Below are 23227 nucleotides of genomic sequence, written 5' to 3'. Positions count from 1 at the left end.
GCCTGAATATGCAGCAACAGGTTCGGGTCCGACGCCGAAACGAAATCAAGCGCCACACCAAACCGGTTGGCGTGCTGTCGTCCGGAATTGAGGTTGGTTATGTCTGCACATGATGCTCTGTCTTTTCTCATGGCGTGGGCTGTTGCGCCGTTCAGGGTCGGCTCCGTCACGCCGTCCAGTTCCAGCCTGGCGGCCTTGATGACGCGCCACATCGGCCCCGAGACAGGCCCTGTGCTGGAGCTCGGTCCAGGAACCGGCCCTTTCACGCGGGCGCTGCTGTCACGCGGGGTGCGGGAGGAGGATCTGACGCTGATCGAATCCGATCCGGATTTCGCGGCACTTCTCAAGCGGCGCTTCCCCACGGCCCGGATCTTCGAAATGGATGCCGCCGGTCTGCGCCATCTGTCGCTATTCCACGGGCCGGTGGTTGGCGCTGCCGTCAGCGGTTTGCCGTTCCGCCTGATTTCGCCGCGCAAGACGCTTGCCATTCTGGAAGGCGTTTTCGCAAACCTTCGCCCCGGCGGGGCGCTCTATCAATCCACGCTCGGCCGCCGCTGCCCGTTCGACCAGTCGCTGCTCGACCGGCTCGATCTCGAGGTCACGCGGGTCGGTCATACCTTTCGCAATTTCCCGCCGGCGACGGTCTATCGCGTCGCCAGGATCAAGACGCTGGGGATTTATGATTGGCGCTTCGCATGACCGGGCCGCTATCGGCCATTCTCGGCTTCGGCCTGTTCGGCGTTTTCTGCCTCGCCTTCACCGAGAAGATCCTGCCGATCCCGCCCTCGCATGTGCTGCTGCTGTTCCTCGGCATGACGGCGGCGCCGGATGTGTCCACACTGGCAATCCTGCTGGCGGTGACGACGCTTGCCTCCTTCACCGGCTGCCTCGTCTGGTATGGGGTTGGTCGCCGGATCGGATTTGATCGTGCCGACAGGCTGATCGAACGGGTCGGCAGATATGTCTTCCTGCGCCCGGCAACCTACCGCAAGCTCGGCCAGGCCTATCGCCGCAATCATGTGCGGGTGTCGCTGCTGGCGCAGTTCATCCCGACGGTGCGCAACTACCTGCCGATCGCGGCCGGCGCGCTTTGTCTGCCGGCTCTGCCCTTCGCGATCGCTACGCTGCTCGGCGCTACGCTGTGGAACTTCGGCTTTCTCGTAACCGGCTATCTCTTGCGCGGCAGCGGCCAGAACTCCTTCACTGTGGGCTTCCGTATCATTGTCATCGTGGTGGCGCTGGAGACGGCCTTCATGCTGGCGCTGCGCTATGGTCCCGCATGGCGGCGGCGCATCAGGCTGATGCTCGGCTGAGCGCACAGGACCCAGTCATGGGATAAGCTCCGCCATCGGCTTTCCTTCGCTCGGCCGGCGGTGTTTAGTCCGGCCATGGCTTTCACCATCCGCCAGTTGCAGTTCTTCATCGCCGTCGCCGAGCAGGGCACGGTGTCGGGCGCGGCACAAAACCTCTCCATCTCGCAATCGTCCGTCACCGAAGCGATCAAGGAACTCGAAAGCGATCTCGGCGTCGAACTGTTCGAGCGTCATCCGCGCGGCCTCAACATCACCCACAAAGGCCACCAGTTCCTGCGTCACGCGACCAAGATCCTCGCCGACGTCTCCGACGCCCGCCGTTCTTTTTCTGGCGAACAGGCGGTGGCGGGTGGCCGGCTGCAACTCGGCGTCACCTCGCTGGTCGCCGGCTATGTGTTGTCGGATCTGCTCTCCCGCTACCGTCGCGCCTATCCGGGCGTCGAGGTCTCGGCCATCGAGGACAATGGCGACTATCTCGAACATCTCCTGATCGGCGGCAAGCTCGACATCGCCGTCATGGTCACCTCCAATTTGCGCGACCGTACCGCGCTGCAATCGGAAATCCTCGAAGTCTCGGCCTACCGCCTGTGGCTGCCGCTCGGCCATCCGCTCGCCAGTGCCGACATCATCAGCATTGGCGATATCGCTGGCGAGCCGCTGATCATGCTGACTGTTGACGAAATCGAGGAGAACACGGGAAAACTGCTGACGGCGATCGGCGCCAAGCCGCATGTCGCCTTCCGCACCCGTTCCGTGGAGGCAGTGCGCAGCCTGGTCGCCACCGGCGCCGGCGTGGCGCTGCTCCCCGACCTCGTCTACCGGCCATGGTCGCTGGAAGGCGACCGCATCGAATCGCGCGATATTTCCGGCTCCTTGCCGGTGGTGCAAGTCGGCATGGTCTGGCGGCGCGGCTCCGGCCTGCCGCAGGCGGCGCGCGACTTCATCGGCCTTGCCCAGTCGCAGCGGACGGTCCGTCGCTAGTGTGGCTGCTCCAGGCTGGCGTGGCCAGTCCTGCGCTTGCGCCTCTTGACGGAAACCGCCTCCGCCTTGAACGGCCCTATCGGAGCAACCTCGAAGCGGCCGGCGCCGGCAAGCCTGACGGCGCGACGGAACGCAGGGCACTCCATCGGCCGGGCGGCTGGACATTGGGCGGCGTGACGCAAAGCCTCTCGGATCGCCGTCAGGCGTTGGATGATTTGGTCCAGTTCCTTCGCCTTGGCATCCAGGCGCCCTCGATCCATTTTCGGCAGGCCGTCGGGCGTCAGCATCGAGGAAATCTCGTCCAGTGCGAATCCACCAGCGCGTCCGAGTGCGATCAAGGCGAGCCGGTCCAGGACGGCAGGGTCGAACAGGCGGCGCTGGCCGCGACGGCCGATCGAGGCGACCAGGCCCTTCTCCTCGTAGTAGCGAAGTGTGGAGGCGGGCACGCCGGTGCGGCGCGACACTTCGGCAATGTCCATATCCTTCATACTTGACCTCAAGTCGGCTTGAACTCGTAGAGTGCTCGCGACGATCGGTGAGAGCAACACGAAAGCGAGGTCCGTTATGCCGCAATCCGCGCCGCCCAACACACGCCAAGCCGCGCTCTGGAACGATGCCAGCGGAAAGGCCTGGGTCGAGATGCAGCCGATCCTCGACGAGATATTGGCACCGTTCGAGCGGCTGGTGGTCGATGCCGGCTATCCCGGGGAAGGGGGCAATGTCCTGGACATCGGCTGCGGTGCCGGCGCCACAACCCTGGCGATGGCGCGCCGCGTCGGCAACGACGGAAATTGTGTGGGGCTCGACATCTCGCAGCCGCTTGTCGCCCTGGCGACGGAGCGCAGGAGGGTGGAAGACGTAGCAAACGCAAGTTTTGACGTGGGCGATGCCCAGGCATATGCGTTCGAATCCGGGCACTTCGACGCTGTTATCTCGCGCTTCGGTGTCATGTTCTTCGACGATCCCGTGGCCGCGTTCACCAACATAAGAAACGCCGCGAGGCGCGGTGGCAAACTCGCCTTTGTTGCCTGGCGCACTCCGCTCGAGAATGATTTCATGACGACCGCCGTGCGAGCGGCTGCGCCTTTTCTGCCGCCCGCACCAGCGCCAGACCCCGATGCGCCGGGTCAGTTTGCCTTTGCCGACGGCGCCAAGGTGAAGCGGATCCTGGAAGCAAGCGGCTGGGCTTCAATCGAAGTCGAACAGGCAGACGTCCCGTGTCGGATCGCTCAACGCGATCTGATGACGTTTGTCACCCGGCTAGGGCCGCTCGGCGCCGCGCTGCGCGAGGTTGACCGGGCAACGGCCGAAAAAATCACCGCGGTGTTGCCGGCTGCGTTCGCGCCTTTCGTTGAGGGCGGTGAGGCTCGCTTCAATGCCGCCTGCTGGCTGGTGACGGCGCTTGCTTAAAGTGGCGTCAAGTGGCGTCTAACTATCGGAAAAACCGATATCGCCTTTCTGATAAATGAATTTGCGAAACCGGAATTTTCCAAGCACCTTCCGTTTCAGGGACCAAGCCGCCATCAGAGCGACATCAAGTCCACAGGACGAACGGATAAGTTTTTCAGTCCGCGCGTGATCTGGCGAAAACCGGAGCGGTTTCGGGGGACATCCGCCAAAATGGGAGATCGATGATGAATTCATTCCTGAAGTCCTGCACGGCGCTGACGGTCGCGCTGACCTTCTCCGGTCAGGCTATCGCCCAGGTCAAGGAACTCGGCAAGGGCGAAGGCCAGGTCAACATCGTTGCCTGGCCGGGCTATATCGAGCGCGGCGAGACCGATAAGGGCTATGACTGGGTCACCGCCTTCGAGAAGGAGAGCGGCTGCAAGGTCAACGTCAAGACCGCCAACACGTCGGACGAGATGGTCTCGCTGATGAACGAGGGTGGCTTCGATCTCGTCACCGCTTCGGGCGATGCCTCGCTGCGCCTGGTCGCCGGCAAGCGCGTGCAGCCGATCAACACCGATCTCATTCCGAGCTGGAAGGCGGTCGACGACCGGCTCAAGGACGCGCCCTGGTTCACCGTCGACAAAGTTCACTACGGCGTCCCCTATCAGTGGGGCCCCAACATCCTGATGTACAACACCGAGGTGTTCAAGGACGCGCCGAAGAGCTGGAACGTCGTCTTCGAGGAGATGAAGCTGCCGGACGGCAAGTCCAACAAGGGCCGCGTCCAGGCCTATGACGGGCCGATCCACATCGCCGACGCCGCCAACTATCTCATGTTCCACAAGCCGGAACTCGGCATCAAGGACCCCTACGAGTTGAACGAGGACCAGTACAAGGCAGCACTCGACCTGCTGCGCGTCCAGCGCACGCTGGTCGGCCGCTACTGGCATGACGCTGCCATCCAGGTCGACGATTTCCAGAACGAAGGCGTCGTCGCCTCCGGTTCGTGGCCGTATCAGGTCAACACGCTGGTTGCCGCCAAGAAGCCGGTTGCCTCGACCGTGCCGGAAGAAGGCGTCACCGGGTGGGCCGACACCACCATGATGGAAGCCGACGCGGCGCACCCGAACTGCGCCTATATGTGGCTCGAGCATTCGCTATCGCCGAAGGTGCAGGGCGATGTCTCGGCCTGGTTCGGATCGCTCCCCGTCGTGCCCGCCGCCTGCAAGGGCAACGAGCTCTTGACCGACGAAGGCTGCAAGACCAACGGCTACGACAATTTCGACAAGATCAAATTCTGGAAGACGCCGGTCTCGAAATGCGTCACCCAGAACGACCAGTGCGTGCCTTATTACCGCTGGGTGTCGGACTATATCGGCGTCATCGGCGGACGGTGATTTTCCTCGCCCTCCCCCTTGTGGGGAGGGTCGACGCGCAGCGTCGGGGTAGGGGGCTGTCCGACATGTCGGCGCCATCACCCCCACCCGCGGCTTCGCCGCGACCTCCCCCATCGAGGGGGAGATGGAGCGGCGCGCGAATTTCGCGATCCTAGCCAGATTTGTAGCTGAGGATGATTTTGATAAACCGGCAACAGACTGACAGCCCATGACCTCTGCCGTCTCATTCCAGAAAGTCTCGCGCCATTTCGGCAGCGTTCGCGCCGTCGATGCGGTCGATCTCGACATTGCGCCGGGCGAGTTCTTCGCCATGCTCGGGCCGTCCGGCTCGGGCAAGACAACATGCCTGCGCCTCATCGCCGGTTTCGAGCAGCCGACGGCGGGTTCCATCTCGATCTTTGGCGAGCGCGCGGAGGGGGTGCCGCCCTACCGCCGCAACGTCAACACCGTGTTCCAGGACTATGCGCTGTTCCCGCATCTCAATGTGCTCGACAACGTCGCCTATGGGCTGATGGTCAAGGGCGTCGGCAAGGCCGAGCGGCACAAGGCGGCCGAGGAAGCGCTGTCGCTAGTCAGGCTGCCTGGCTATGGCGGCCGTCGGCCCGGTCAGCTCTCCGGCGGCCAGCGCCAACGCGTCGCGCTGGCCCGCGCGCTGGTCAACCAGCCCAAGGTGCTGCTGCTCGACGAGCCGCTCGGCGCGCTCGACCTCAAACTGCGCGAGAACATGCAGGAAGAGCTGAAATCGCTGCAGAAGGCGCTCGGCATCACTTTCGTCTTCGTTACCCATGATCAGGGCGAAGCGCTGTCGATGGCCGACCGCGTCGCTGTCTTCAATGACGGCAGGATCATGCAGATCGGCACGCCGGAGGATATCTATCAGCGGCCGAAGACGCCCTTCGTTGCCGATTTCGTTGGCTCCTCCAACGTGCTGCCGCCGGACTTCGTCCAGCGCTATTCCGGCCAGCATCGCTGGGGCAGCTTGCGTCCCGAATCCATTCGCATTGGCCGCGCCGCAAGCGGCGAGGGCGTCGCCGCCCGCCTCGTCTCGACCAACTATCTCGGCGCCACCACCAGGCTGGCGCTCGATGCCGACGGATTGAAGCTGCACGCCGTGGTGCCGGCCGGCACTGTCCTGCCGGCGGAAGGCGAGGCGGTCATGCTCACCTTCAATCGCGAGCACCTGCACCTGATGGATGAGCCGGCATGAGCGTCGACGTCACCATGCCACGCGCCACCGCCCCCGCTATCCTGCCGGGCAGCGGCGGCATGCGCGGTGCGCTGTCGGATCTGTTCTGGCGCCGGCCGCAATTGCTGCTGCTGCTCATGCTTTTGCCGCCGGTGCTGTGGCTCGGCATCGTCTATATCGGCTCGCTGTTCGCGCTCCTGGCGCAAAGCTTTTTCTCCATCGACGAGTATTCCGGCCTCATCAACCGCCAGTTCACGCTGAAGACCTATGGCGACCTGCTCCAGGCCGCCAATCTCGATATCATCCTGCGCACGGTGACGATGGCGGCACTGGTCACGCTGGCCTCGGCCGTCGTCGCCTTCCCGATCGCCTATTACGCGGCGCGCTATGCGCGCGGGCGCTGGAAGGCGCTGTTCTATCTTGGCGTCATGCTGCCGCTTTGGTCGAGCTACCTGGTCAAGATCTATGCCTGGAAGCTGATCCTGGCCAAGGAAGGCATTTTGACCTGGCTGCTCGCCAAATTCCATTTGCTGTGGGTTCTCGATGCCTGGCTGTCGTTGCCGGTCGTCGGCGGCAACTCGCTGTCGGTCTCGTTCACCGGCACCTTCATCGTCTTCGTCTATGTCTGGTTGCCCTTCATGATCCTGCCGGTACAGGCGGCCCTCGAACGCGTGCCCGGCAATCTGGTCGAGGCCTCGTCCGATCTCGGCGCTTCGCCCGGGCAGACGTTCCGCAACGTGCTGTTCCCGCTGGCACTGCCCGGCATCGTCGCCGGCTCGATCTTCACCTTCTCGCTGACGCTTGGCGACTACATCATTCCGCAGATCATCGGCACGTCGCGCCTGTTCATCGGCCAGGCCGTCTATTCGCAGCAAGGCACCGCCGGCAACATCCCGCTCGCCGCCGCCTTCACCGTCGTGCCCATCGTCATCATGGGCTTCTACCTCAGGGGCGCCAAGCGCATGGGGGCCTTCGATGCGCTCTGACCGTGGCCAATCCGCTCCGCTCGGCCTGAAGATCGCTGCCGCCTGCGGCCTGCTGTTCCTGCATCTGCCGATCCTGCTGATCTTCGTCTATGCCTTCACCACCGAGGAGAAGAGCTTCGTCTGGCCGCCGCCCGGGCTGACCACGCAGTGGTTCGCCGTCACCTGGAACCGGCCTGACGTATGGGAGGCGCTGTCGCTGTCGGTGCGCGTCGCCGCTATTTCGACGGCGATCGCGCTGGTGCTCGGCACGCTCTGCGCCGCCGCGGTGTCGCGGACAAAATTCTTTGGCCGCGAGACCATCTCGCTGTTGGTCATCCTGCCGATCGCGCTGCCCGGCATCATCACCGGTATCGCGCTGCGCTCGGCCTTTTCGCTCGCCGACATTCCTTTCTCGTTCTGGACGATCGTGCTCGGCCACGCCACCTTCTGCGTGGTCGTCGTCTACAACAATGCGGTAGCCCGTTTCCGCCGCACCTCCGGCTCGATGATCGAGGCCTCGATGGATCTCGGCGCCGACGGTTTTCAGACCTTCCGCCATGTCGTGCTGCCCAACATCGCCACCGCGCTGCTTGCCGGCGGCATGCTGGCCTTCGCCCTTTCGTTCGATGAGGTCATCGTCACCACCTTCACCGCCGGCCAGCAGCAGACCGTGCCGATCTGGATGCTGGAGGAACTGATTCGCCCGCGTCAGCGCCCGGTCACCAATGTCGTGGCCATGGTCGTCGTGCTGGTGACGCTGCTGCCCATCCTGTTTGCCTATTACCTGACCCGCGACGGCGACCAGATCGCCGGCAGTGGAAAATGAAAACAGCGAATAGGGAGTAGCAAATAGCGAATAAGGGACATCGACGGTCAACCTTATTCGATATTCGCTATTCGCTACTCGCTCCTGATCAAGGAGGAACCCAATGGACACCCAGATGCTGATCGGCTCGAAATTCGAGATCGGCGCCGAGACCGAGGAGCCGATCCTCAATCCGAAGACCGGGGCGACCATTCTCAACCTGCCCGAAGCCAGCCAGGCGCAGATCGAGGCAGCGGTTGCGGCCGCCGAAAAGGCATTCGTCTTGTGGTCGCGCACCACGCCGGCGCAGCGCTCAGGTTATCTCTTGAAGATCGCCGACCGCATCGAGGCCGAGGCCAAAGAGTTCGCCGCTCTCGAGGCTCTGAACTGCGGCAAGCCGATCAATGCCGTGCTCAATGACGAGATCCCGGCCATCGTCGACTGCTATCGCTTTTTCGCCGGCGCGGTGCGTTCGATGCCAGGCGTTGTCGCCGGCGAATATCTGCCTGGTCACACCTCGATGGTCCGGCGCGACCCAATCGGCATCGTCGCCTCGATTGCGCCTTGGAACTACCCGCTGATGATGATGGCCTGGAAGCTGGCCCCGGCGATCGGCGGCGGCAACACCGTCGTCTTCAAGCCGTCGGAACAGACGCCGCTGACGGCGCTGAAGCTGGCGAAAATCCTCGCCGAAATCCTGCCCGAAGGCGTGGTCAATGTCGTGCTTGGGCGTGGCGACAGCGTCGGCAACACGTTGATCAACCACCCCAAGGTCAACATGATCTCGATCACCGGCGACGTCGCCACCGGCAAGAAGGTGCTGCAGGCGGCCGCCAAGTCGGTCAAGCGCACGCATCTTGAGCTTGGCGGCAAGGCGCCGGTCATCGTCTTCGACGACGCCGACCTTGGTGCGGTGGTCAGCGGCCTGCGCGCCTTCGGCTATTACAATGCCGGCCAGGACTGCACCGCCGCCTGCCGCATCTATGCCGGCAAGAAGATCTATGACAAGCTCGTCGCCGATCTCTCCTCGGCGGTCTCGACCATCAAGTACAATCGTTCCGACGACACCGAGAACGAGATCGGCCCGCTGATCTCGCGCCGCCAGCGCGACCGCGTGTCGAGCTTCGTCGAACGCGCCTCGGAGCTGAAACACATCGAGATCACCACCGGCGGCAAGCCGGGCGAGGGCACCGGCTTCTACTATCAGCCGACCGTCGTCGCCGGCGCCTTGCAGGAGGACGAGATCGTGCGCCGCGAAGTCTTCGGCCCGGTCGTCTCGATCACCCGTTTCACGGAAGTCGACGAGGCGGTCAACTGGGCCAATGACAGTGACTACGGCCTGGCGTCATCGGTGTGGACCAAGGACGTCTCGCGCGCCATGGCGACGGCGGCTCGCCTGCAATATGGCTGCACCTGGATCAACACCCATTTCATGCTGACCAACGAGATGCCGCATGGCGGGCTAAAACAGTCCGGCTACGGCAAGGACATGTCGCTCTACGCGCTGGAAGACTATACCGCCGTGCGGCATGTGATGGTGGCGCACGGGTAGCATTTTCCCTTCTCCCCTTGTGGGAGAAGGTGGATCGGCGCTTAGCGCCGAGCCGGATGAGGGGTGTTCCAGCTTGGCGCCAGCTTACCCCTCACCCGGATTGCCAGCCGATTTGTGAAGGACAAATCGGGGCAATCCGACCTCTTCCACAAGGGGAGAGGTAAGATCGCCGCGCAGCCGCTATTCGACGATGCGATAGATATTCCACAGGCTGGAGCCCGACACGACATAGGGCTCCATCTCCTTGCCCCATTTGGCGTGCGCGTCGATCTTGCCGATCTTGGCGAACATCGCCTCCAGCTGGGCCAGGCTCTCGACCTGGTGATGCGACTCGACCGTCGCTTCCCGCGCGCCAATCGATCCGGTCATGATCTGGAATTTCAGCTCGGCGAGGCCGACCTGCGAGCCGATCTCGCGTTCCCATTTCTTCAACAGGTCAAGCACGGTCTGCTTGTGCCGAACTTGGCGTCGATCTGCCATCTGGCGCTGAACATGTCATTCCTCCCAAGGTTGAGTTAGCGGCTGTTTGCCTATTCGTCCCAGGCCTGCACGACGGTCTGCCGCGCGATCTGCCCGTTCTTCAGTTCCAGCATCGCGGCGGCGAACACCTTGGTGCCGTCCGGATAGGCGCAGGCCTGGGTGAAGGCCAGGCTGTTGCCGTCGGCGATCGTGGTGTCGACCTTGTGGGTCATCGCCCGGCTGCAGATATCGTCCCAGAAGGTGGTGATCGCCGCGCGCCCGCGGATTTCGCGCGGCTTGCTCGGCGGGTTGTTGCGGTCGATCACGCGCACCAGCGCGTCATCGGTATAGAAGCTCGACAGCGTCTTGCCGTCGCGGGTCTCGATCGCCTTCTTGATGGCCGCGCCATCCACGGTTTGGGTCTTGGTCAGCATTTCATCCTCCATGGCCCGTCTTCGGGCAGTTGATGTGCGGAAAATCTGCCCGCCGCTTATCGGCGGGCAGTGTCTTTCACTGCGACTTCGCCTTGACGGCCGCGAAGACGTCGTCGGTCTGCTTCTTGAAAGTCGCGAGATCGACCTGGCTGCCGTTGAGCATCGTCGACCAATGGCGCACAATCGCCGCCATCGCGATCGTCTCCTTGATCTCCTCGTCGCTGGCGCCGTTGAGCTTGGCCGCCTCGGTGTGGAAATAGATGCAGTACTGGCAGGGGATCTGCGCGGCGACCGCAAGGCCTATCAGCTCCTTGGTCTTGCCGTCGAGCGCGGTCTTGGGGTTGAGCTGCACCCCCTTGATCTCGGCCCAGGCGCCGGCGATGGCGACGTCAGGCAGTGTCTTGAACATGTCCGGCACTGAGCCGAGCGTCGCCTGGATGTCTTTGTAGGCGGCTGTCGCCGATGCATCCTCGGCCTTTGCGGGAGAGATCGTGAACAGCGCGCCAATGCCTGCCGCGATCACGAATGATCTGACATTCAGTTTTGACTTGAGCATTTCATCCTCCGTTCGCAGCGCCTTCCGGCGGTATCCGCCTGGCCTGCATGGGGGAAATTGATAGCGCTTACATCGGCGCGCCCGCTTCGCCCGAAAGCGCCATGGCTCTCATGGCCCGTCCGGGCCAGCGTGCCTGGCCGAAAATGCCGCTGCTGCCGCTCGCGATGGCAGGTCGAGCTTGAGCAGTATGTTGGCGACGTGGCGCTTGACCGTGTGCTCGCTCAGCCTGAGTTCGGCGGCGATCGCGGCATTGCTTTTGCCATCGGCGATCAGGTTCACCACCTCGCTTTCCCGTGCCGTCAACACGGCGGGTTCCGCTGGCTTGGACTTCGAACGGCAGGCCGGTTCCAGATGCTGCTCCGACGTCGCATGCACCACCGGCAATGGCTCGTCCAGTTCGCCGAGGCTGACGCGGCCAGCGTCGACGAAATGCAGGCCAGACCCCACCGCCAGATCGGCAGCCAGCCGAGAGGCCAGAATGTCGCCACGCCCGGCATGGTTCGCCAACTGCATGGCCACGCGCGCCGTCAGTCCGACCGGCGGGCCGCGCGCTTCGATCTCGCCGACATGGACCCCTTGCGCACTCGCCACCCCGATCTGCTGCGCCGCCTCGCGCAACGTCGCCGCGCAGCGTACGGCGCGCGCCGGCCCGTCGAAGCGCGAGATCATCAATTCGCCATGCGTGCCGACCGCCCGCCCGCCATGGCGCCCGACCAGCAGCCGCCAGCTCTCCTGAAAGCGCTGACTGCGCTCGAGCCACATGCGGTCGCCAAGCTTGGCCGTGTCGGAGATGCGTGTCACCAGCAATGCGGCAAGCACACGCTCCGTGTCCGCCACCGCTGGCTGGCCGGTAAGAAACTCCTCGATCAGATCGGCAACGCGGTCGACATCGCCGGTCCAGACCGGATGGTCGCGCCCTGCGATCTCGACCAGCCGTGCATTCGGGATCTTCTTCGCCAGGAAGCGGCTGGCCTCGGGATCGACACGAACATCGTTGCGGCGATGGATCAGCAGTGTCGGCGCGCTGATCGCGCCAAGGATGTCTCGCACGTCGATCCCGGCATTCATGCGGGCAAGTGCGGCTGCCGCGGTCGGGCTTGCCGACAGGCGCTCGAAACGTGCCCACCATGTTGAAAAGTGGGTATCGTCCACTCGGCCCGGTGCAAAATTCGGCAAGGTCGCGCCGGTGCCCCAGGCCGTTTCGGCCGTAGCGATGAAGGCATCGAGGCGTTCCGGCGACATCACCCATTTGTGGAAATGCGCATAGCCGCCATAGAGCGCCAGCGCCCGCGTCCGCTCCGGATAGGTGGCGGCGAACAGCATCGCCATCGGCGCGCCCTCGGAAGCGCCGAGCAATGCGGCCCGGCCGCTGCCGGCCGCATCCATCACGGCGCGCACATCGTCCATGCGGGTTTCGAGGCTGGGCAGGTGATGGGCATCGACACGGTCGGAGAGACCGGTGCCGCGCTTGTCGAACAGGATCAGCCGTGAGAATGCCGACAGCCGCCTCAAGAGCCTGGTATAGCCCTCGTCTTCCCAATGCAGGTCGAGATTGGAAATGAAGCCCGGGACGAAGACGAGATCAAGCGACCCCTGGCCGACCACCTGATAGGCGATCCGCACCTCGCCACTGCGGGCATATCGGGTCTCGATCGGCCTCACGAGGTTTCTTCCGCCCGGCCTGACGATTTCTGATCATCGACCATAGCAGAGCAGCGTCGATAGCGGCAGCTCAAACTTTAGCGGAAAGGAATGTAAGTCCGCATGGCCGGCTTGCGGCTACTTCTGCGACGCGGCGACGTCGGCCGGGGAGGGCTTGAGTCCGAGTTTGAGATCGGCCTCGGCTGGTGTGATCGGCCGCTTGATCCTGGCCGATGCAGCCACGACGAGTTCGTCGAAGCCTTCGCCGCTGTCCAGCAGTTCGAAGAACTGCCGTCGCATCCTCGGCTCCCAGAACTTGTTGATGTGCTCGGCGACGCCGGCAACCCCTTCCTCGCGCGACTTGGAATGGAAGAAGGCCGCGATCTGGTTGGCCATGCGCACGAGCTTTTCCTTGGTGCTCGTGATGTGATCTTCGTCATGCGACATGCTGGGCAACTCCCAAGACCACCCGATCGGGGTGGGTGAAAACATCGAAATCATCGCCGCGCACCAGCGCCACCAGCGTCATGCCGGCCTCATCGGCCGTGCGGATGGCAAGCGCGGTCGGCGCCGAGACGGCGATGATGAAGGCGGATCCAATCGCCGCCGTCTTCTGCACCATCTCGACCGAAACGCGCGACGTCACCACCACGGCGCCCGATGCACCGTCAATGCCCGCCTTGGCCAGAGCGCCGGCGAGCTTGTCCAGCGCATTGTGGCGGCCGACATCCTCGCGCGCCATGACGACGCCCTTGCCGGGAATATAGAAGCCGGCCGCGTGTACGGCTCCGGTTTCCTGATGCAGCGGCTGCACCTTCGACAGCAGCTTGACGGAGCGGACGATATCGTCGGCACCAAGCGTAAGCTTTGACGCACCAACCGCATCGACGGAACGCATTGCTTCCTCGATGGATTCGATGCCGCACAGCCCGCAGCCGACCGGCCCGGCAAGACGGCGTCGCCGCGCCTCGAAGCGTGTATTGGCTTGGTCCTTCAGCCGGATCTGGATATCGATGCCGGCGCCATGATCCTCGACCTCGATGGCTTCGATCTCGTCAGGCGCAGCGATGATGCCTTCAGTCAGCGAGAAGCCGAGCGCGAAATCCTCGAAGTCGGCCGGGCTCGCCATCATCACCGCATGCGTGGTGCCGGCGAAGGAAAACGCCACCGGCGTCTCCTCCGGCACCATGCGATTGGCAACAGCCGTCGCGCTGGCGCGGTGCGCCAGCCGCGATATCTCGGTCGTTGCTTTGCGGCGCGCGGCCAAGACTACTCCGCTGCCTGCAGCGAGGCGATACGGCGGCTGTTCCTGGCCTGCTCGTCGTACTCGCGCTGCCAGTCCGACGGACCATTGGACGCGCCGACCTGCACCGCCGTCACCTTGTACTCCGGACAGTTGGTTGCCCAGTCGGAGAAATCGGTGGTGATGACGTTGGCCTGCGTGTCCGGATGGTGGAAGGTGGTGTAGACCACGCCCGGCGACACCCTGTCGGTGATCAGCGCCCGCAGCGTCGTCTCGCCGGAGCGGCTGGTCAGCCGCACCCAGTCGCCATCGCGCAGGCCGCGGTTCTCGGCATCGTGCGGATGGATCTCCAGCCGGTCCTCCGAGTGCCACATGACGTTGTCGGTGCGCCGCGTCTGCGCGCCGACATTGTACTGGCTGAGGATGCGGCCCGTGGTCAAAAGCAGCGGGAAGCGCGGCCCGGTCCTCTCGTCCGTTGCCACATATTCGGTGCGGATGAACTTGCCCTTGCCGCGCACGAAACTGTCAATGTGCATGATCGGCGTGCCGAGCGGGGCCTTCTCGTTGCAGGGCCATTGCACCGATCCGACCTGGTCGAGCAGCTCGAAGGAGACATTGGCGAAGCTCGGCGTCGTCTTGGCGATCTCGTCCATGATCTGCGACGGATGCGTGTAGTTCCAGTCGAGCCCGATGGCGCGGGCAAGCTCCTGCGTCGCCTCCCAGTCGGCATAGCGCGCCTTCGGTTCCAGCACCTTGCGCACCATGTTAATGCGGCGCTCGGCATTGGTGAAGGTGCCGTCCTTTTCCAGGAAGGTCGAACCCGGCAGGAAGACATGCGCGTAGTTCGCCGTCTCGTTAAGGAAGAGATCGTGCACGACGACGCATTCCATGGCGGCGAGGCCGCCGGCGACATGCTTGGTGTCCGGGTCGGACTGCAGGATGTCCTCGCCCTGGATGTAGATGCCCTTGAAGGAGCCGTCGACGGCGGCGTCCAGCATGTTGGGGATGCGCAGGCCGGGTTCGTCGTCCAGCTTCACGCCCCAAAGGCTCTCATAGATATCGCGCACGGCTTCGCCGGAGATGTGGCGATAGCCGGGGAGTTCGTGCGGGAAGGAGCCCATGTCGCAAGAGCCCTGCACGTTGTTCTGGCCGCGCAGCGGGTTCACGCCGACGCCCGGCCGGCCGATATTGCCGGTGGCCATTGCGAGGTTGGCGATCGCCATCACCGTGGTCGAGCCCTGGCTGTGCTCGGTGACGCCGAGGCCGTAATAGATCGCGCCATTGCCGCCCTTGGCGTAGAGCCGCGCGGCACCCCGGATCAGCTCCGGGTCGACGCCGGAAAGCTTGCCGACGGTCTCGGGGCTGTTTTCCGGCAAAGCGACGAAGGAGGCCCAGTCCTGGAATTCCGTCCAGTCGCAGCGTTCGCGGATGAAGGCTTCGTCGAAAAGCCCTTCGGTGACAATGACATGCGCCAGTGACGTCAGCACCGCCACGTTGGTGCCGGGCTTCAGCGGCAGGTGATAGTCTGCCTCGACATGCGCCGACTTGACCATCTCGGTGCGGCGCGGATCGAGCACGATCAGCTTGGCGCCCTGGCGCAGCCGCTTCTTCAGCCGCGAGGCGAACACCGGGTGCGCCGAAACCGGATTGGCGCCGATGACGACGGCGACGTCGGTGAATTCGACGGAATCGAAATCCTGCGTGCCGGCCGAGGTGCCGTAAGTCTGGCCGAGACCATAGCCGGTCGGCGAATGGCAGACGCGGGCGCAGGTGTCGACATTGTTGTTGCGGAAGCCCTGCCGCACCAGCTTCTGGACGAGATAGGTCTCCTCATTCGTGCAGCGCGAGGAGGTGATGCCGCCGATCGAGGTGCGGCCGTACTGGTACTGGATCCGGCGGAATTCCTTGGCCGTGTGGGCGATCGCCTCTTCCCAGCTCACCTCGCGCCACGGGTCGGAAATCTTCTCGCGGATCATCGGCGACAGGATGCGGTCCTTGTGGGTGGCGTAGCCATAGGCGAAACGGCCCTTGACGCAGGAATGGCCGTGGTTCGCCTTGCCGTCCTTGTAGGGCATCATGCGGATGACTTCGTCATCCTTCACCTCGGCCTTGAACGAGCAGCCGACGCCGCAATAGGCGCAGGTGGTGACGGCCGAGCGTTCCGGCATGCCCTTCTCGAGCACCGTCTTCTCGCGCAGCGCGTCGGTCGGGCAGGCCTGCACGCAGGCGCCGCAGGACACGCACTCGGAAGCGATGAAATCCTCATGCATGCCGGCGACCATGCGCGATTCGAAACCGCGGCCCTCGATGGTCAGCGCGAAGGTGCCCTGCACCTCCTCGCATGCCCGCACGCAACGCGAGCAGACGATGCACTGCGCCGGATCATAGGTGAAATAGGGATTGGATTCGTCGCGGGCGATATAGTCGACCGCCAGCGAGCCATGGCCGGGCGCAATCCCATCTTCCTTGACGTGGTTGCGGCCCTCGACACCGTAGCGGTTCTCGGTCAGGCCGACGGACTTCGCCACCGTGTCGAATTCGCTGGCGCCGGTGCCGGCCTTCTCGTTCCAGCCGGTCGGATGGTCGGAGACGTAAAGTTCCATGACGCCGCGGCGGATCGCGTCGAGCCGGTCGGACTGCGTGCGCACCACCATGCCTTCGCCGACCGGCGTCGTGCAGGAGGCCGGCGTGCCGCCGCGGCCTTCGATCTCGACCAGGCAGACGCGGCACGAGCCGAAGGAGTCCAGCATGTCGGTGGCGCAGAGCTTCGGGATCTCGACACCGCCTTCCATCGCGGCGCGCATGATCGAGGTGCCTTCCGGCACTGTGATGCTGCGGCCGTCGACGCTCAGCGTGACCTGCTTTTGCGCCAGCGACTCCGGGGTTCCGTAGTCGATCTCTTCGACCAGTGATGGGAAGTCGGCCTTGATGTTCATCTGCCAGCTCCTATTCAGCAGCGACGCGCGCCGGCGCCGGCTTGAAATCTTCGGGGAAATGCGTGATCGAACTCATCACCGGGTAGGGCGTGAAGCCGCCCAGCGCGCACAGCGAACCGAACTTCATCGTGTTGCAGAGGTCGGTGACCAGAGCGAGGTTCTTTTCCGGCTCGATGCCGGCGGCAAGCCTGTCGATGGTCTCGACGCCGCGCGTCGAGCCGATGCGGCAGGGCGTGCACTTGCCGCAGCTTTCGATGGCGCAGAATTCCATGGCAAAGCGCGCCTGCTTCAGCATGTCGGCGGTGTCGTCGAACACGGTGATGCCGGCATGGCCGATCAGGCCATCACGCTTGGCGAATTCTTCGTAGTCGAACGGCGTGTCGAACAGTCCGCGGGGAAAATAGGCGCCCAAGGGACCGCCGACCTGCACCGCCTTGACCGGACGTCCCGTCGCTGTACCGCCGCCAATGTCGTCGACGATCTCGCCCAACGTCAGGCCGAAAGCGGTTTCGAACAGGCCGCCATTCCTGACATTGCCGGCGATCTGGATCGGGATCGTGCCGCGCGAGCGGCCCATGCCGAAATCCTTGTAGAAGGCGGCGCCCTTGTCCATGATGATGGGCACCGAGGCTAGGCTGATGACGTTGTTGATCACCGTCGGCTTGCCGAACAGGCCCTGGATCGCCGGCAGCGGCGGCTTGGCGCGCACCACGCCGCGCTTGCCTTCCAGGCTGTTCAACAGCGAGGTTTCCTCGCCGCAGACATAGGCGCCCGCGCCGACGCGGATTTCCATGTCGAAGGCGTTTGGCGAACCCAGCACATTGACGCCGAGCACGCCGGCCTTGCGGGCGATCTCGACAGCCTTGTTCATCATTGCCACCGCATGCGGATATTCCGAGCGGATATAGACGAAACCCTTGGTCGCACCGGTCGCGACACCGGCGATCGCCATGCCTTCGATCAGCACGAAGGGGTCGCCCTCCATGACCATGCGGTCGGCAAACGTGGCGCTATCGCCTTCGTCGGCGTTGCAGACGATGTATTTGCGCTCGGACGTCGTATCCAGCACCGTCTTCCACTTGATGCCGGTCGGGAAGCCGGCGCCGCCACGGCCGCGCAGGCCTGACTCGGTCACCTGCTTGACGATGTCGGCCGGCGCCATGGCCACGGCGTTCTGCAGGCCCTTGAGCCCGCCGAGTGATTTGTAGGCGTCGAGCGACAGCGGGTCGTTGATGCCGCAGCGGGCGAAGGTCAGCCGGGTCTGCTTGGCCAGGAACGGGATTTTGTCGGGCGCGCCGAGCCAGCGCTTGTGGTGGCCACCGGTAAGGAAGCCGCTGTCGAACAGGCTCTTGACGTCGGACGGCTTGACCGGTCCGTAGGCGACGCGGCCGTTGGCGGTCGCCACTTCGACCATCGGTTCGAGGAAATAGGCGCCGCGTGATCCGTTGCGGACGATCTTGGCCTCGATGCCGCGCTCGGCGAGTTCCGCGCGAACAGCCTTGGCGACCTTTTCGGCACCGAGCGCCAGCGCGCCGGAATCGCCGGGAATGTAGATGCGGGGGATCATGAGCGCACCTCGGCAAGGATCTCGTCGATCTTCTCGTCATCGAGCCGCCCGATCACCTCGCCATCGAGCATCGCCGACGGCGAACAGGCGCAAAGCCCGAGGCAATAGACCGGCTCGAGTGTAACCGATCCGTCGCGGGTGGTCTCGTGGAAACCGATGCCCAGCAACTGCTTGATCTTGGCGGCGACGGCGTCCGAACCCATCGACTGGCAGGCCTCTGCCTGGCAGAGCTTGAGGACATGCCGCCCGGCCGGCCGGGCGCGGAAATCATGATAGAAGGTGACGACGCCGTGCACCTCGGCCCTGGAGAGGTTCAGCCCATCGGCGATGACCGGCAGTGCTGCCTGCGGCACATGGCCGAATTCTTCCTGGATCTCGTGCAGGATCGGCAGCAACGGGCCTTCGAGGCCTTTCAGCTCTTGGATAATCGCCGCCGTGCGCGATGCGATCTCGGTACTTGCAGGCTGCATCGTCATGCAGCGCCCTCCCTGGTCGGTAGCGTTCTAGCGCTAAGTCGTTACAAAAACAGAGGAAACCCGCGAAATCAATAAAGCTGATCCGTTGCTTGATAGAAATCTTCTATCAAGCGCGATCAGCCGCCTTTCTCTACCCTAGCGATGGCTACGGAAATCGTCTGCCAGCGCCATTGCCTCGTCCAGCAGCGCCTGCACCAGCGGCGTGTGCGGCTCGCGCGGCGCGGCCACCAGGCCGACCGTGTGGCTGGCATCGGGCTCGACGATCGGAATGGCCCGGATCGGCTCGGAAAAGCCGAACGTTTCCGCGAGGTTGAGCGGCATGATCGACGACCATTTCCCGGTGCGGATGTGCGAAAACAGCACGATCATCGAGTTGGATTCGAGCGTCGGCCGCACCTGCACGCCGGCCTCGGCCAGATGCTGGTCGATGAGACGGCGGTTCTGCATGTCCGGCGTCAAAAGGCAGAGCGGCAACTGGCTGATCTCGGCCCATGTCACTTTGTCGCGGTCGGAATAGGGGTTGCCGATGGCGGTGATCAGTTGATAGCGCTCGTCATAGAGCGGCACGCTGGTCACCCGCCCAAGCGGCTCATTGTCGAGATAAGTGATGCCGGCGTCGATGTCGAAATTGCCGAGCAGCGACAAGACCTCGATCGAGGTGCGCGACAGTACTGAAAAGGTGACGCCCGGGTGCTTTTCGCGAAACGGCGTCGTCAGCCGCGCCACCATGGCCAGTGCCGTCGGGATGGCGGCAATGCGGATGCGGCCGGAAAGACCGTGGCGCGCCGCGCGCATTTCCTCGCGCATGGTCCTGGAATCACCGACGATGCGGCGCGCCCACACCAGCACCTGCTTGCCCTCCGGCGTCAGCCCCTGGAACCGCGACCCGCGATTGACCAGCATGACGCCGAGCTGCCCCTCCAACTGCTTGATGCCGGCCGACAGCGTCGGCTGAGTGACCCCGCACGCCTCCGCCGCCCGGCCGAAATGCTCTTCCTTGGCCAGCGCGATAAAGAATTCGAGTTTGTCGATCATACCGCGAGCCCTTTCCGCGTGCCAGCAACGTCGCGCCGCTCAGTCACTCGTTAATCATCGTGGATGAGGTGGCCGGTGGTGGCAACAGCCAATAACCAATTGATAATATTTGGCTTGCCATGATGGTCGATGCGGGCATCGCGGCAGGGGCGCCGAAGATAGGTGGTTCGTATGCTCCAGGAAATGCAAGCAGTTTCCGCCGACGATTTGCGCGAGGCCGCGCGGCTCAGGGCCGTCGAACGCTTCGATGTCCTGGACACGCCGCGAGAAGCATCGTTCGACCGCATCACCCGATTGATCAAGACTGTCTTCGATGTCCCGATTGCCATCATCTCGGTCATCGACGGGCACCGCCAATGGTACAAGGCCTGCGAGGGCCTGGCGGTCGATGAAGTCGAACGCAAGGCGACATTCTGCCAGTACACGATCCCTAGGGAAGAGCCGCTGATCGTCGCTGATGCGACGAAGGATCCCCGTTTCGCCGACAATCCCATGGTGAGCAACGATCCCCATATCCGCTTCTATGCGGGCGTGCCTTTGCGAACCCGTGACGGCCACAACATCGGCAGTGTCTGCGCGATCGATTACACGCCGCGCGAATTCACCGACCGCGACATCGCAATCCTCCAGGATTTCGCCGATCTTGCCATGGATGAACTGGAGCTGCGCCAGCATGCCTCCAGCGATGTGCTGACCGGTGTGCTGTCGCGGCGGGCGTTCATCGATCAGGGCGGCAAGGCATTTGCGCTTGCGCAGCGCCAGCGCTTCGACTTCTCCTGCATTGTCTTCGATGTCGACCATTTCAAATCGGTCAACGACAATTTCGGGCATGCCGCGGGCGACAAGGTTCTGAGCGGAGTTGCCCGGCAATGCAGCGGCACCTTGCGGGACGTCGACATATTCGGACGCGTTGGCGGTGAGGAATTCGCGGTGCTTCTCTACGCCGGCCGCAGCGGCGCGCTTGAATCCGCCGAGCGGCTGCGCGGCACCATCGAGGCCATGCGGCTCGCGCATGGCCCACAGGAAATGCGGGTCACGGCGAGCTTCGGGGTTGCCTCGTTCGATCCAGCGACCGGCAGCCTGCAGGAGCTGATCGAGCGTGCTGACGCGGCCATGTACCGCTCTAAGCACGCCGGCCGCAATCGGACCACGGCCTGGAATTCCTCTCAGGGCGATCAGGCGCGGCCACGACGCAGGGTGCTGAAGGCCGGCCAGATCGTCTTCAACGCACGCATGTCGACCATCGACTGTACGGTTCGCAGCCTCGGCGAGGATGGCGCCACCATCGATGTTTCGAACATCGCCGGTATTCCCGGCCAGTTTCTGCTGGCCATCCGGGCGGATCGATTCGAGGCGAAATGCCGGGTCGTCGGCCAGGCCGAAAGACGTCTGGAACTCGCCTTCGAGTGACCGGGGCCGCGGGGGTCCCGCTGACGCGAAGCGCCGAAGCCTATTTGTCGACGAGATTCAGGATATTGCCGTCGGGGTCCTTGAACCAGGCGACCTTCATACCGTGGCCGACATGGATGTCGCCTTCGAGCGTCAGGCCGGGCATCTCATAATGTTCGAAGGCCACGCCCTTCGATTTCAGCGATTTGACGACATTGCCGATCCGTTCGCCGACCGTCCAGGTTAGTGCCGTCGCTTTGTTGGTTCCGGCAAATTGCGACCGGTAGACATTGATGAGCGTGTCGCCGCTTTTGTAGACGACAAGCTCGCCGCCCATGTCGTCGACCTGCTTGAGGCCTAGCGTGCCTTCGTAGAAGGCTTTTGCCTTTGCCAAGTCCTTGACGGCGAGATTGGCCGTTGCGTTGCTGTTTTCGAGCATGACCGTCTCCTTCCCGGATTGTCGTGTCCTCGCTCAGGCAACCGAAATAGGGCGCGCGATCCATTTGACCATCGGCGATCAGCGACAGGAAGCGTCATCCGGCAAAATCCGACAGCATCGGTCGTTTTCCGCGGCACGCCGGGCAAGCCTTTGCGTCACGGCTTGGTTCTCGCCGGAAACTGCACTATCTGGATTGCCAAACGCCGAGGAAAGATCATGTCCGTCACCAAGGAAATCGTCACCGAGCGACTGAAGACGGTCAATGGGCCGGACTTCACCGGCAACATCGTCGACCTCGGCATGGTTTCGGAGATTTTCATCGCCGATTCCAAGGTGTTCTTCTCGATCACTGTTCCCGCCGCCAGGGCGCAGGAAATGGAACCCCTGCGCGCCGCCGCAGAGCGTGTGGTGAAAGCAATTCCCGGCGTCGCCGGCGCCGTCGTCGCGCTGACGGCGGAGAAAAAGGGCGGCGGCATGGAGGCGCCGGTGCCAGTGCGCCCCGCACCCAGGCCGGCACCGCCGCCTGCTGCTGCCGCACCGCGCGCTGCTCCGCATGCCCCCGCATCGCACAGCCAGGGCAAGCGCGGTGTGCCGGGCATCGAGGCGATCATCGCGGTTGCCTCGGGCAAGGGCGGCGTCGGCAAGTCGACCACCGCCGTCAACCTGGCGCTCGGTCTCGCCGCCAATGGCTTGCGGGTCGGCGTGCTTGATGCCGACATTTACGGCCCGTCCATGCCGAAGCTGCTCAATATCCATGGCCGGCCGCAGACGGTTGATGGCAAGATCCTGAAACCGATGGAGAATTACGGCCTCAAGGTGATGTCGATGGGCTTCCTCGTCGACGAGGAGACGCCGATGATTTGGCGCGGGCCGATGGTGATGTCGGCGTTGACGCAGATGCTGCGCGAGGTCGAATGGGGTCGGCTCGACGTGCTCGTCGTCGACATGCCGCCCGGCACTGGCGACGCGCAATTGACCATGGCGCAGCAGGTGCCGCTGGCCGGCGCCGTCATTGTCTCGACGCCGCAGGACCTGGCGCTGATCGATGCCCGCAAAGGGCTGAATATGTTCAAGAAGGTCGACGTGCCGCTGCTCGGCATCGTCGAGAATATGAGCTACTTCATCGCACCGGACACCGGCAAGCGCTATGACATTTTCGGCCATGGCGGCGCGCGCCGCGAGGCTGAACGCCTTGGCGTCACCTTCCTCGGCGAAGTGCCGCTGGAAATGGGCATCCGCGAAAGCTCGGATGCCGGCGCGCCGGTGGTTGTCTCGAAGCCCGATAGCGCCGAGGCGAAAACCTATCGCGACATCGCCGCCAAGGTCTGGGACAGGGTCAATGAAGAACGCAGCGCGGCCGAAGCGGCGGTGCCAAGCATCGTCTTCGAGTGACGCCTTATTTGTTTTTGACGCAATTCCGGACGGAAAACCGCTTCGCACTTTTCCTGGAATTGCTCTAGC

22 protein-coding genes and 1 pseudogene are annotated in these 23227 nt (G+C 63.8%); 11 read left to right on the top strand and 12 right to left on the bottom strand.

Going from position 1 to position 23227, the window contains the following annotated elements; all coding sequences use genetic code 11:
- Positions 1-198 precede the first annotated feature (198 nt).
- The 3 genes from AC0V8S_RS00810 to AC0V8S_RS00800 all read left to right on the top strand — a co-directional run bounded on the left by AC0V8S_RS00810 (position 199) and on the right by AC0V8S_RS00800 (position 2294).
- Entirely contained in the window at positions 199-699 is a 501-nt protein-coding gene (locus AC0V8S_RS00810; protein WP_475436439.1) for a class I SAM-dependent methyltransferase, read from the top strand.
- The gene (locus AC0V8S_RS00805) at positions 696-1313 is read left to right on the top strand and encodes a DedA family protein (RefSeq protein ID WP_183455848.1); all 618 of its coding nucleotides are present in this window, start codon (positions 696-698) and stop codon (positions 1311-1313) included. Before AC0V8S_RS00810 ends, AC0V8S_RS00805 begins: the two co-directional genes overlap by 4 nt.
- A gap of 75 nt (positions 1314-1388) precedes the next feature.
- Positions 1389-2294: a LysR family transcriptional regulator gene (locus AC0V8S_RS00800; RefSeq protein WP_095200970.1), complete on the top strand. Its 906-nt coding sequence runs from the start codon at positions 1389-1391 to the stop codon at positions 2292-2294.
- Here AC0V8S_RS00800 and AC0V8S_RS00795 read toward each other — a convergent pair.
- Positions 2291-2782 carry a helix-turn-helix domain-containing protein gene (locus AC0V8S_RS00795; protein ID WP_475436436.1) on the bottom strand — a complete coding sequence of 164 codons (492 nt, stop codon included), beginning with the start codon at positions 2780-2782 and terminating at the stop codon, positions 2291-2293. The genes AC0V8S_RS00800 and AC0V8S_RS00795 overlap by 4 nt on opposite strands.
- Positions 2783-2813: 31 nt before the next feature.
- Between AC0V8S_RS00795 and AC0V8S_RS00790 the strand changes: the two genes are divergently transcribed.
- The 6 genes from AC0V8S_RS00790 (at position 2814) to AC0V8S_RS00765 (ending at position 9591) form a co-directional block, all read left to right on the top strand.
- Positions 2814-3704 (top strand): class I SAM-dependent methyltransferase, encoded by an 891-nt coding sequence (locus AC0V8S_RS00790; protein WP_475436435.1) that lies wholly within the window; start codon positions 2814-2816, stop codon positions 3702-3704.
- Positions 3705-3928: 224 nt separating this feature from the next.
- Positions 3929-5083: an ABC transporter substrate-binding protein gene (locus tag AC0V8S_RS00785; protein ID WP_183455857.1), complete on the top strand. Its 1155-nt coding sequence runs from the start codon at positions 3929-3931 to the stop codon at positions 5081-5083.
- A gap of 208 nt (positions 5084-5291) precedes the next feature.
- Positions 5292-6290 (top strand): ABC transporter ATP-binding protein, encoded by a 999-nt coding sequence (locus tag AC0V8S_RS00780; RefSeq protein WP_475436433.1) that lies wholly within the window; start codon positions 5292-5294, stop codon positions 6288-6290.
- A gap of 14 nt (positions 6291-6304) precedes the next feature.
- Entirely contained in the window at positions 6305-7255 is a 951-nt protein-coding gene (locus AC0V8S_RS00775; RefSeq protein ID WP_475438551.1) for an ABC transporter permease, read from the top strand.
- Complete coding sequence (locus AC0V8S_RS00770; protein ID WP_115141083.1) at positions 7245-8060, top strand: ABC transporter permease; 816 nt, start codon at positions 7245-7247, stop codon at positions 8058-8060. The genes AC0V8S_RS00775 and AC0V8S_RS00770 overlap by 11 nt, the downstream gene beginning before the upstream one ends.
- A gap of 103 nt (positions 8061-8163) precedes the next feature.
- On the top strand, positions 8164-9591 hold the full coding sequence (locus AC0V8S_RS00765; protein ID WP_475436432.1) for a gamma-aminobutyraldehyde dehydrogenase: 1428 nt from the start codon (positions 8164-8166) through the stop codon (positions 9589-9591).
- A gap of 180 nt (positions 9592-9771) precedes the next feature.
- Here the strand turns inward: AC0V8S_RS00765 and AC0V8S_RS00760 are convergent.
- The 10 genes and pseudogenes from AC0V8S_RS00760 to AC0V8S_RS00715 all read right to left on the bottom strand — a co-directional run bounded on the left by AC0V8S_RS00760 (position 9772) and on the right by AC0V8S_RS00715 (position 19938).
- A pseudogene (locus AC0V8S_RS00760) lies at positions 9772-10085 on the bottom strand (hypothetical protein).
- Positions 10086-10121: 36 nt separating this feature from the next.
- Positions 10122-10484: a nuclear transport factor 2 family protein gene (locus tag AC0V8S_RS00755; RefSeq protein ID WP_095201056.1), complete on the bottom strand. Its 363-nt coding sequence runs from the start codon at positions 10482-10484 to the stop codon at positions 10122-10124.
- Positions 10485-10560: 76 nt separating this feature from the next.
- Positions 10561-11040: a carboxymuconolactone decarboxylase family protein gene (locus tag AC0V8S_RS00750; RefSeq protein ID WP_095200978.1), complete on the bottom strand. Its 480-nt coding sequence runs from the start codon at positions 11038-11040 to the stop codon at positions 10561-10563.
- Positions 11041-11148: 108 nt separating this feature from the next.
- Entirely contained in the window at positions 11149-12702 is a 1554-nt protein-coding gene (locus AC0V8S_RS00745) for an alpha/beta fold hydrolase (protein ID WP_475436429.1), read from the bottom strand.
- A gap of 117 nt (positions 12703-12819) precedes the next feature.
- The gene (locus AC0V8S_RS00740; protein WP_183455869.1) at positions 12820-13128 is read right to left on the bottom strand and encodes a formate dehydrogenase subunit delta; all 309 of its coding nucleotides are present in this window, start codon (positions 13126-13128) and stop codon (positions 12820-12822) included.
- Complete coding sequence (gene fdhD, locus AC0V8S_RS00735) at positions 13118-13948, bottom strand: formate dehydrogenase accessory sulfurtransferase FdhD (RefSeq protein WP_475436428.1); 831 nt, start codon at positions 13946-13948, stop codon at positions 13118-13120. The genes AC0V8S_RS00740 and fdhD overlap by 11 nt, the downstream gene beginning before the upstream one ends.
- 2 nt (positions 13949-13950) lie before the next feature.
- Positions 13951-16860, bottom strand: a complete 2910-nt coding sequence (gene fdhF / locus AC0V8S_RS00730) for a formate dehydrogenase subunit alpha (RefSeq protein WP_475436427.1) — start codon at positions 16858-16860, stop codon at positions 13951-13953.
- 10 nt (positions 16861-16870) lie between these two features.
- A complete protein-coding gene (locus tag AC0V8S_RS00725; RefSeq protein ID WP_475436425.1) occupies positions 16871-18427 on the bottom strand; it encodes a formate dehydrogenase beta subunit in 1557 nt (518 codons plus the stop codon).
- Positions 18424-18903, bottom strand: a complete 480-nt coding sequence (locus AC0V8S_RS00720; RefSeq protein WP_019862961.1) for a formate dehydrogenase subunit gamma — start codon at positions 18901-18903, stop codon at positions 18424-18426. The genes AC0V8S_RS00725 and AC0V8S_RS00720 overlap by 4 nt, the downstream gene beginning before the upstream one ends.
- A 135-nt stretch (positions 18904-19038) precedes the next feature.
- The gene (locus AC0V8S_RS00715) at positions 19039-19938 is read right to left on the bottom strand and encodes a LysR family transcriptional regulator (RefSeq protein ID WP_475436423.1); all 900 of its coding nucleotides are present in this window, start codon (positions 19936-19938) and stop codon (positions 19039-19041) included.
- A 171-nt stretch (positions 19939-20109) separates the two neighbouring features.
- On the opposite strand from AC0V8S_RS00715, the gene AC0V8S_RS00710 reads away from it, so the two are divergent.
- Positions 20110-21348, top strand: a complete 1239-nt coding sequence (locus AC0V8S_RS00710; protein ID WP_475436421.1) for a sensor domain-containing diguanylate cyclase — start codon at positions 20110-20112, stop codon at positions 21346-21348.
- Positions 21349-21388: 40 nt separating this feature from the next.
- Here AC0V8S_RS00710 and AC0V8S_RS00705 read toward each other — a convergent pair whose 3' ends face one another.
- Positions 21389-21766, bottom strand: coding sequence for a VOC family protein (locus tag AC0V8S_RS00705; protein WP_475436419.1), 378 nt, complete (start codon positions 21764-21766; stop codon positions 21389-21391).
- 213 nt (positions 21767-21979) lie between these two features.
- Here AC0V8S_RS00705 and AC0V8S_RS00700 point away from each other — a divergent pair, with 213 nt between their 5' ends.
- Complete coding sequence (locus AC0V8S_RS00700; RefSeq protein WP_475438550.1) at positions 21980-23158, top strand: Mrp/NBP35 family ATP-binding protein; 1179 nt, start codon at positions 21980-21982, stop codon at positions 23156-23158.
- Positions 23159-23227: the final 69 nt, after the last annotated feature.

This window comes from Mesorhizobium oxytropidicola (genome assembly GCF_056174625.1).
Note: the sequence above shows the minus strand (reverse complement) of the source record. Positions and strands in the feature narration are given on the sequence as shown.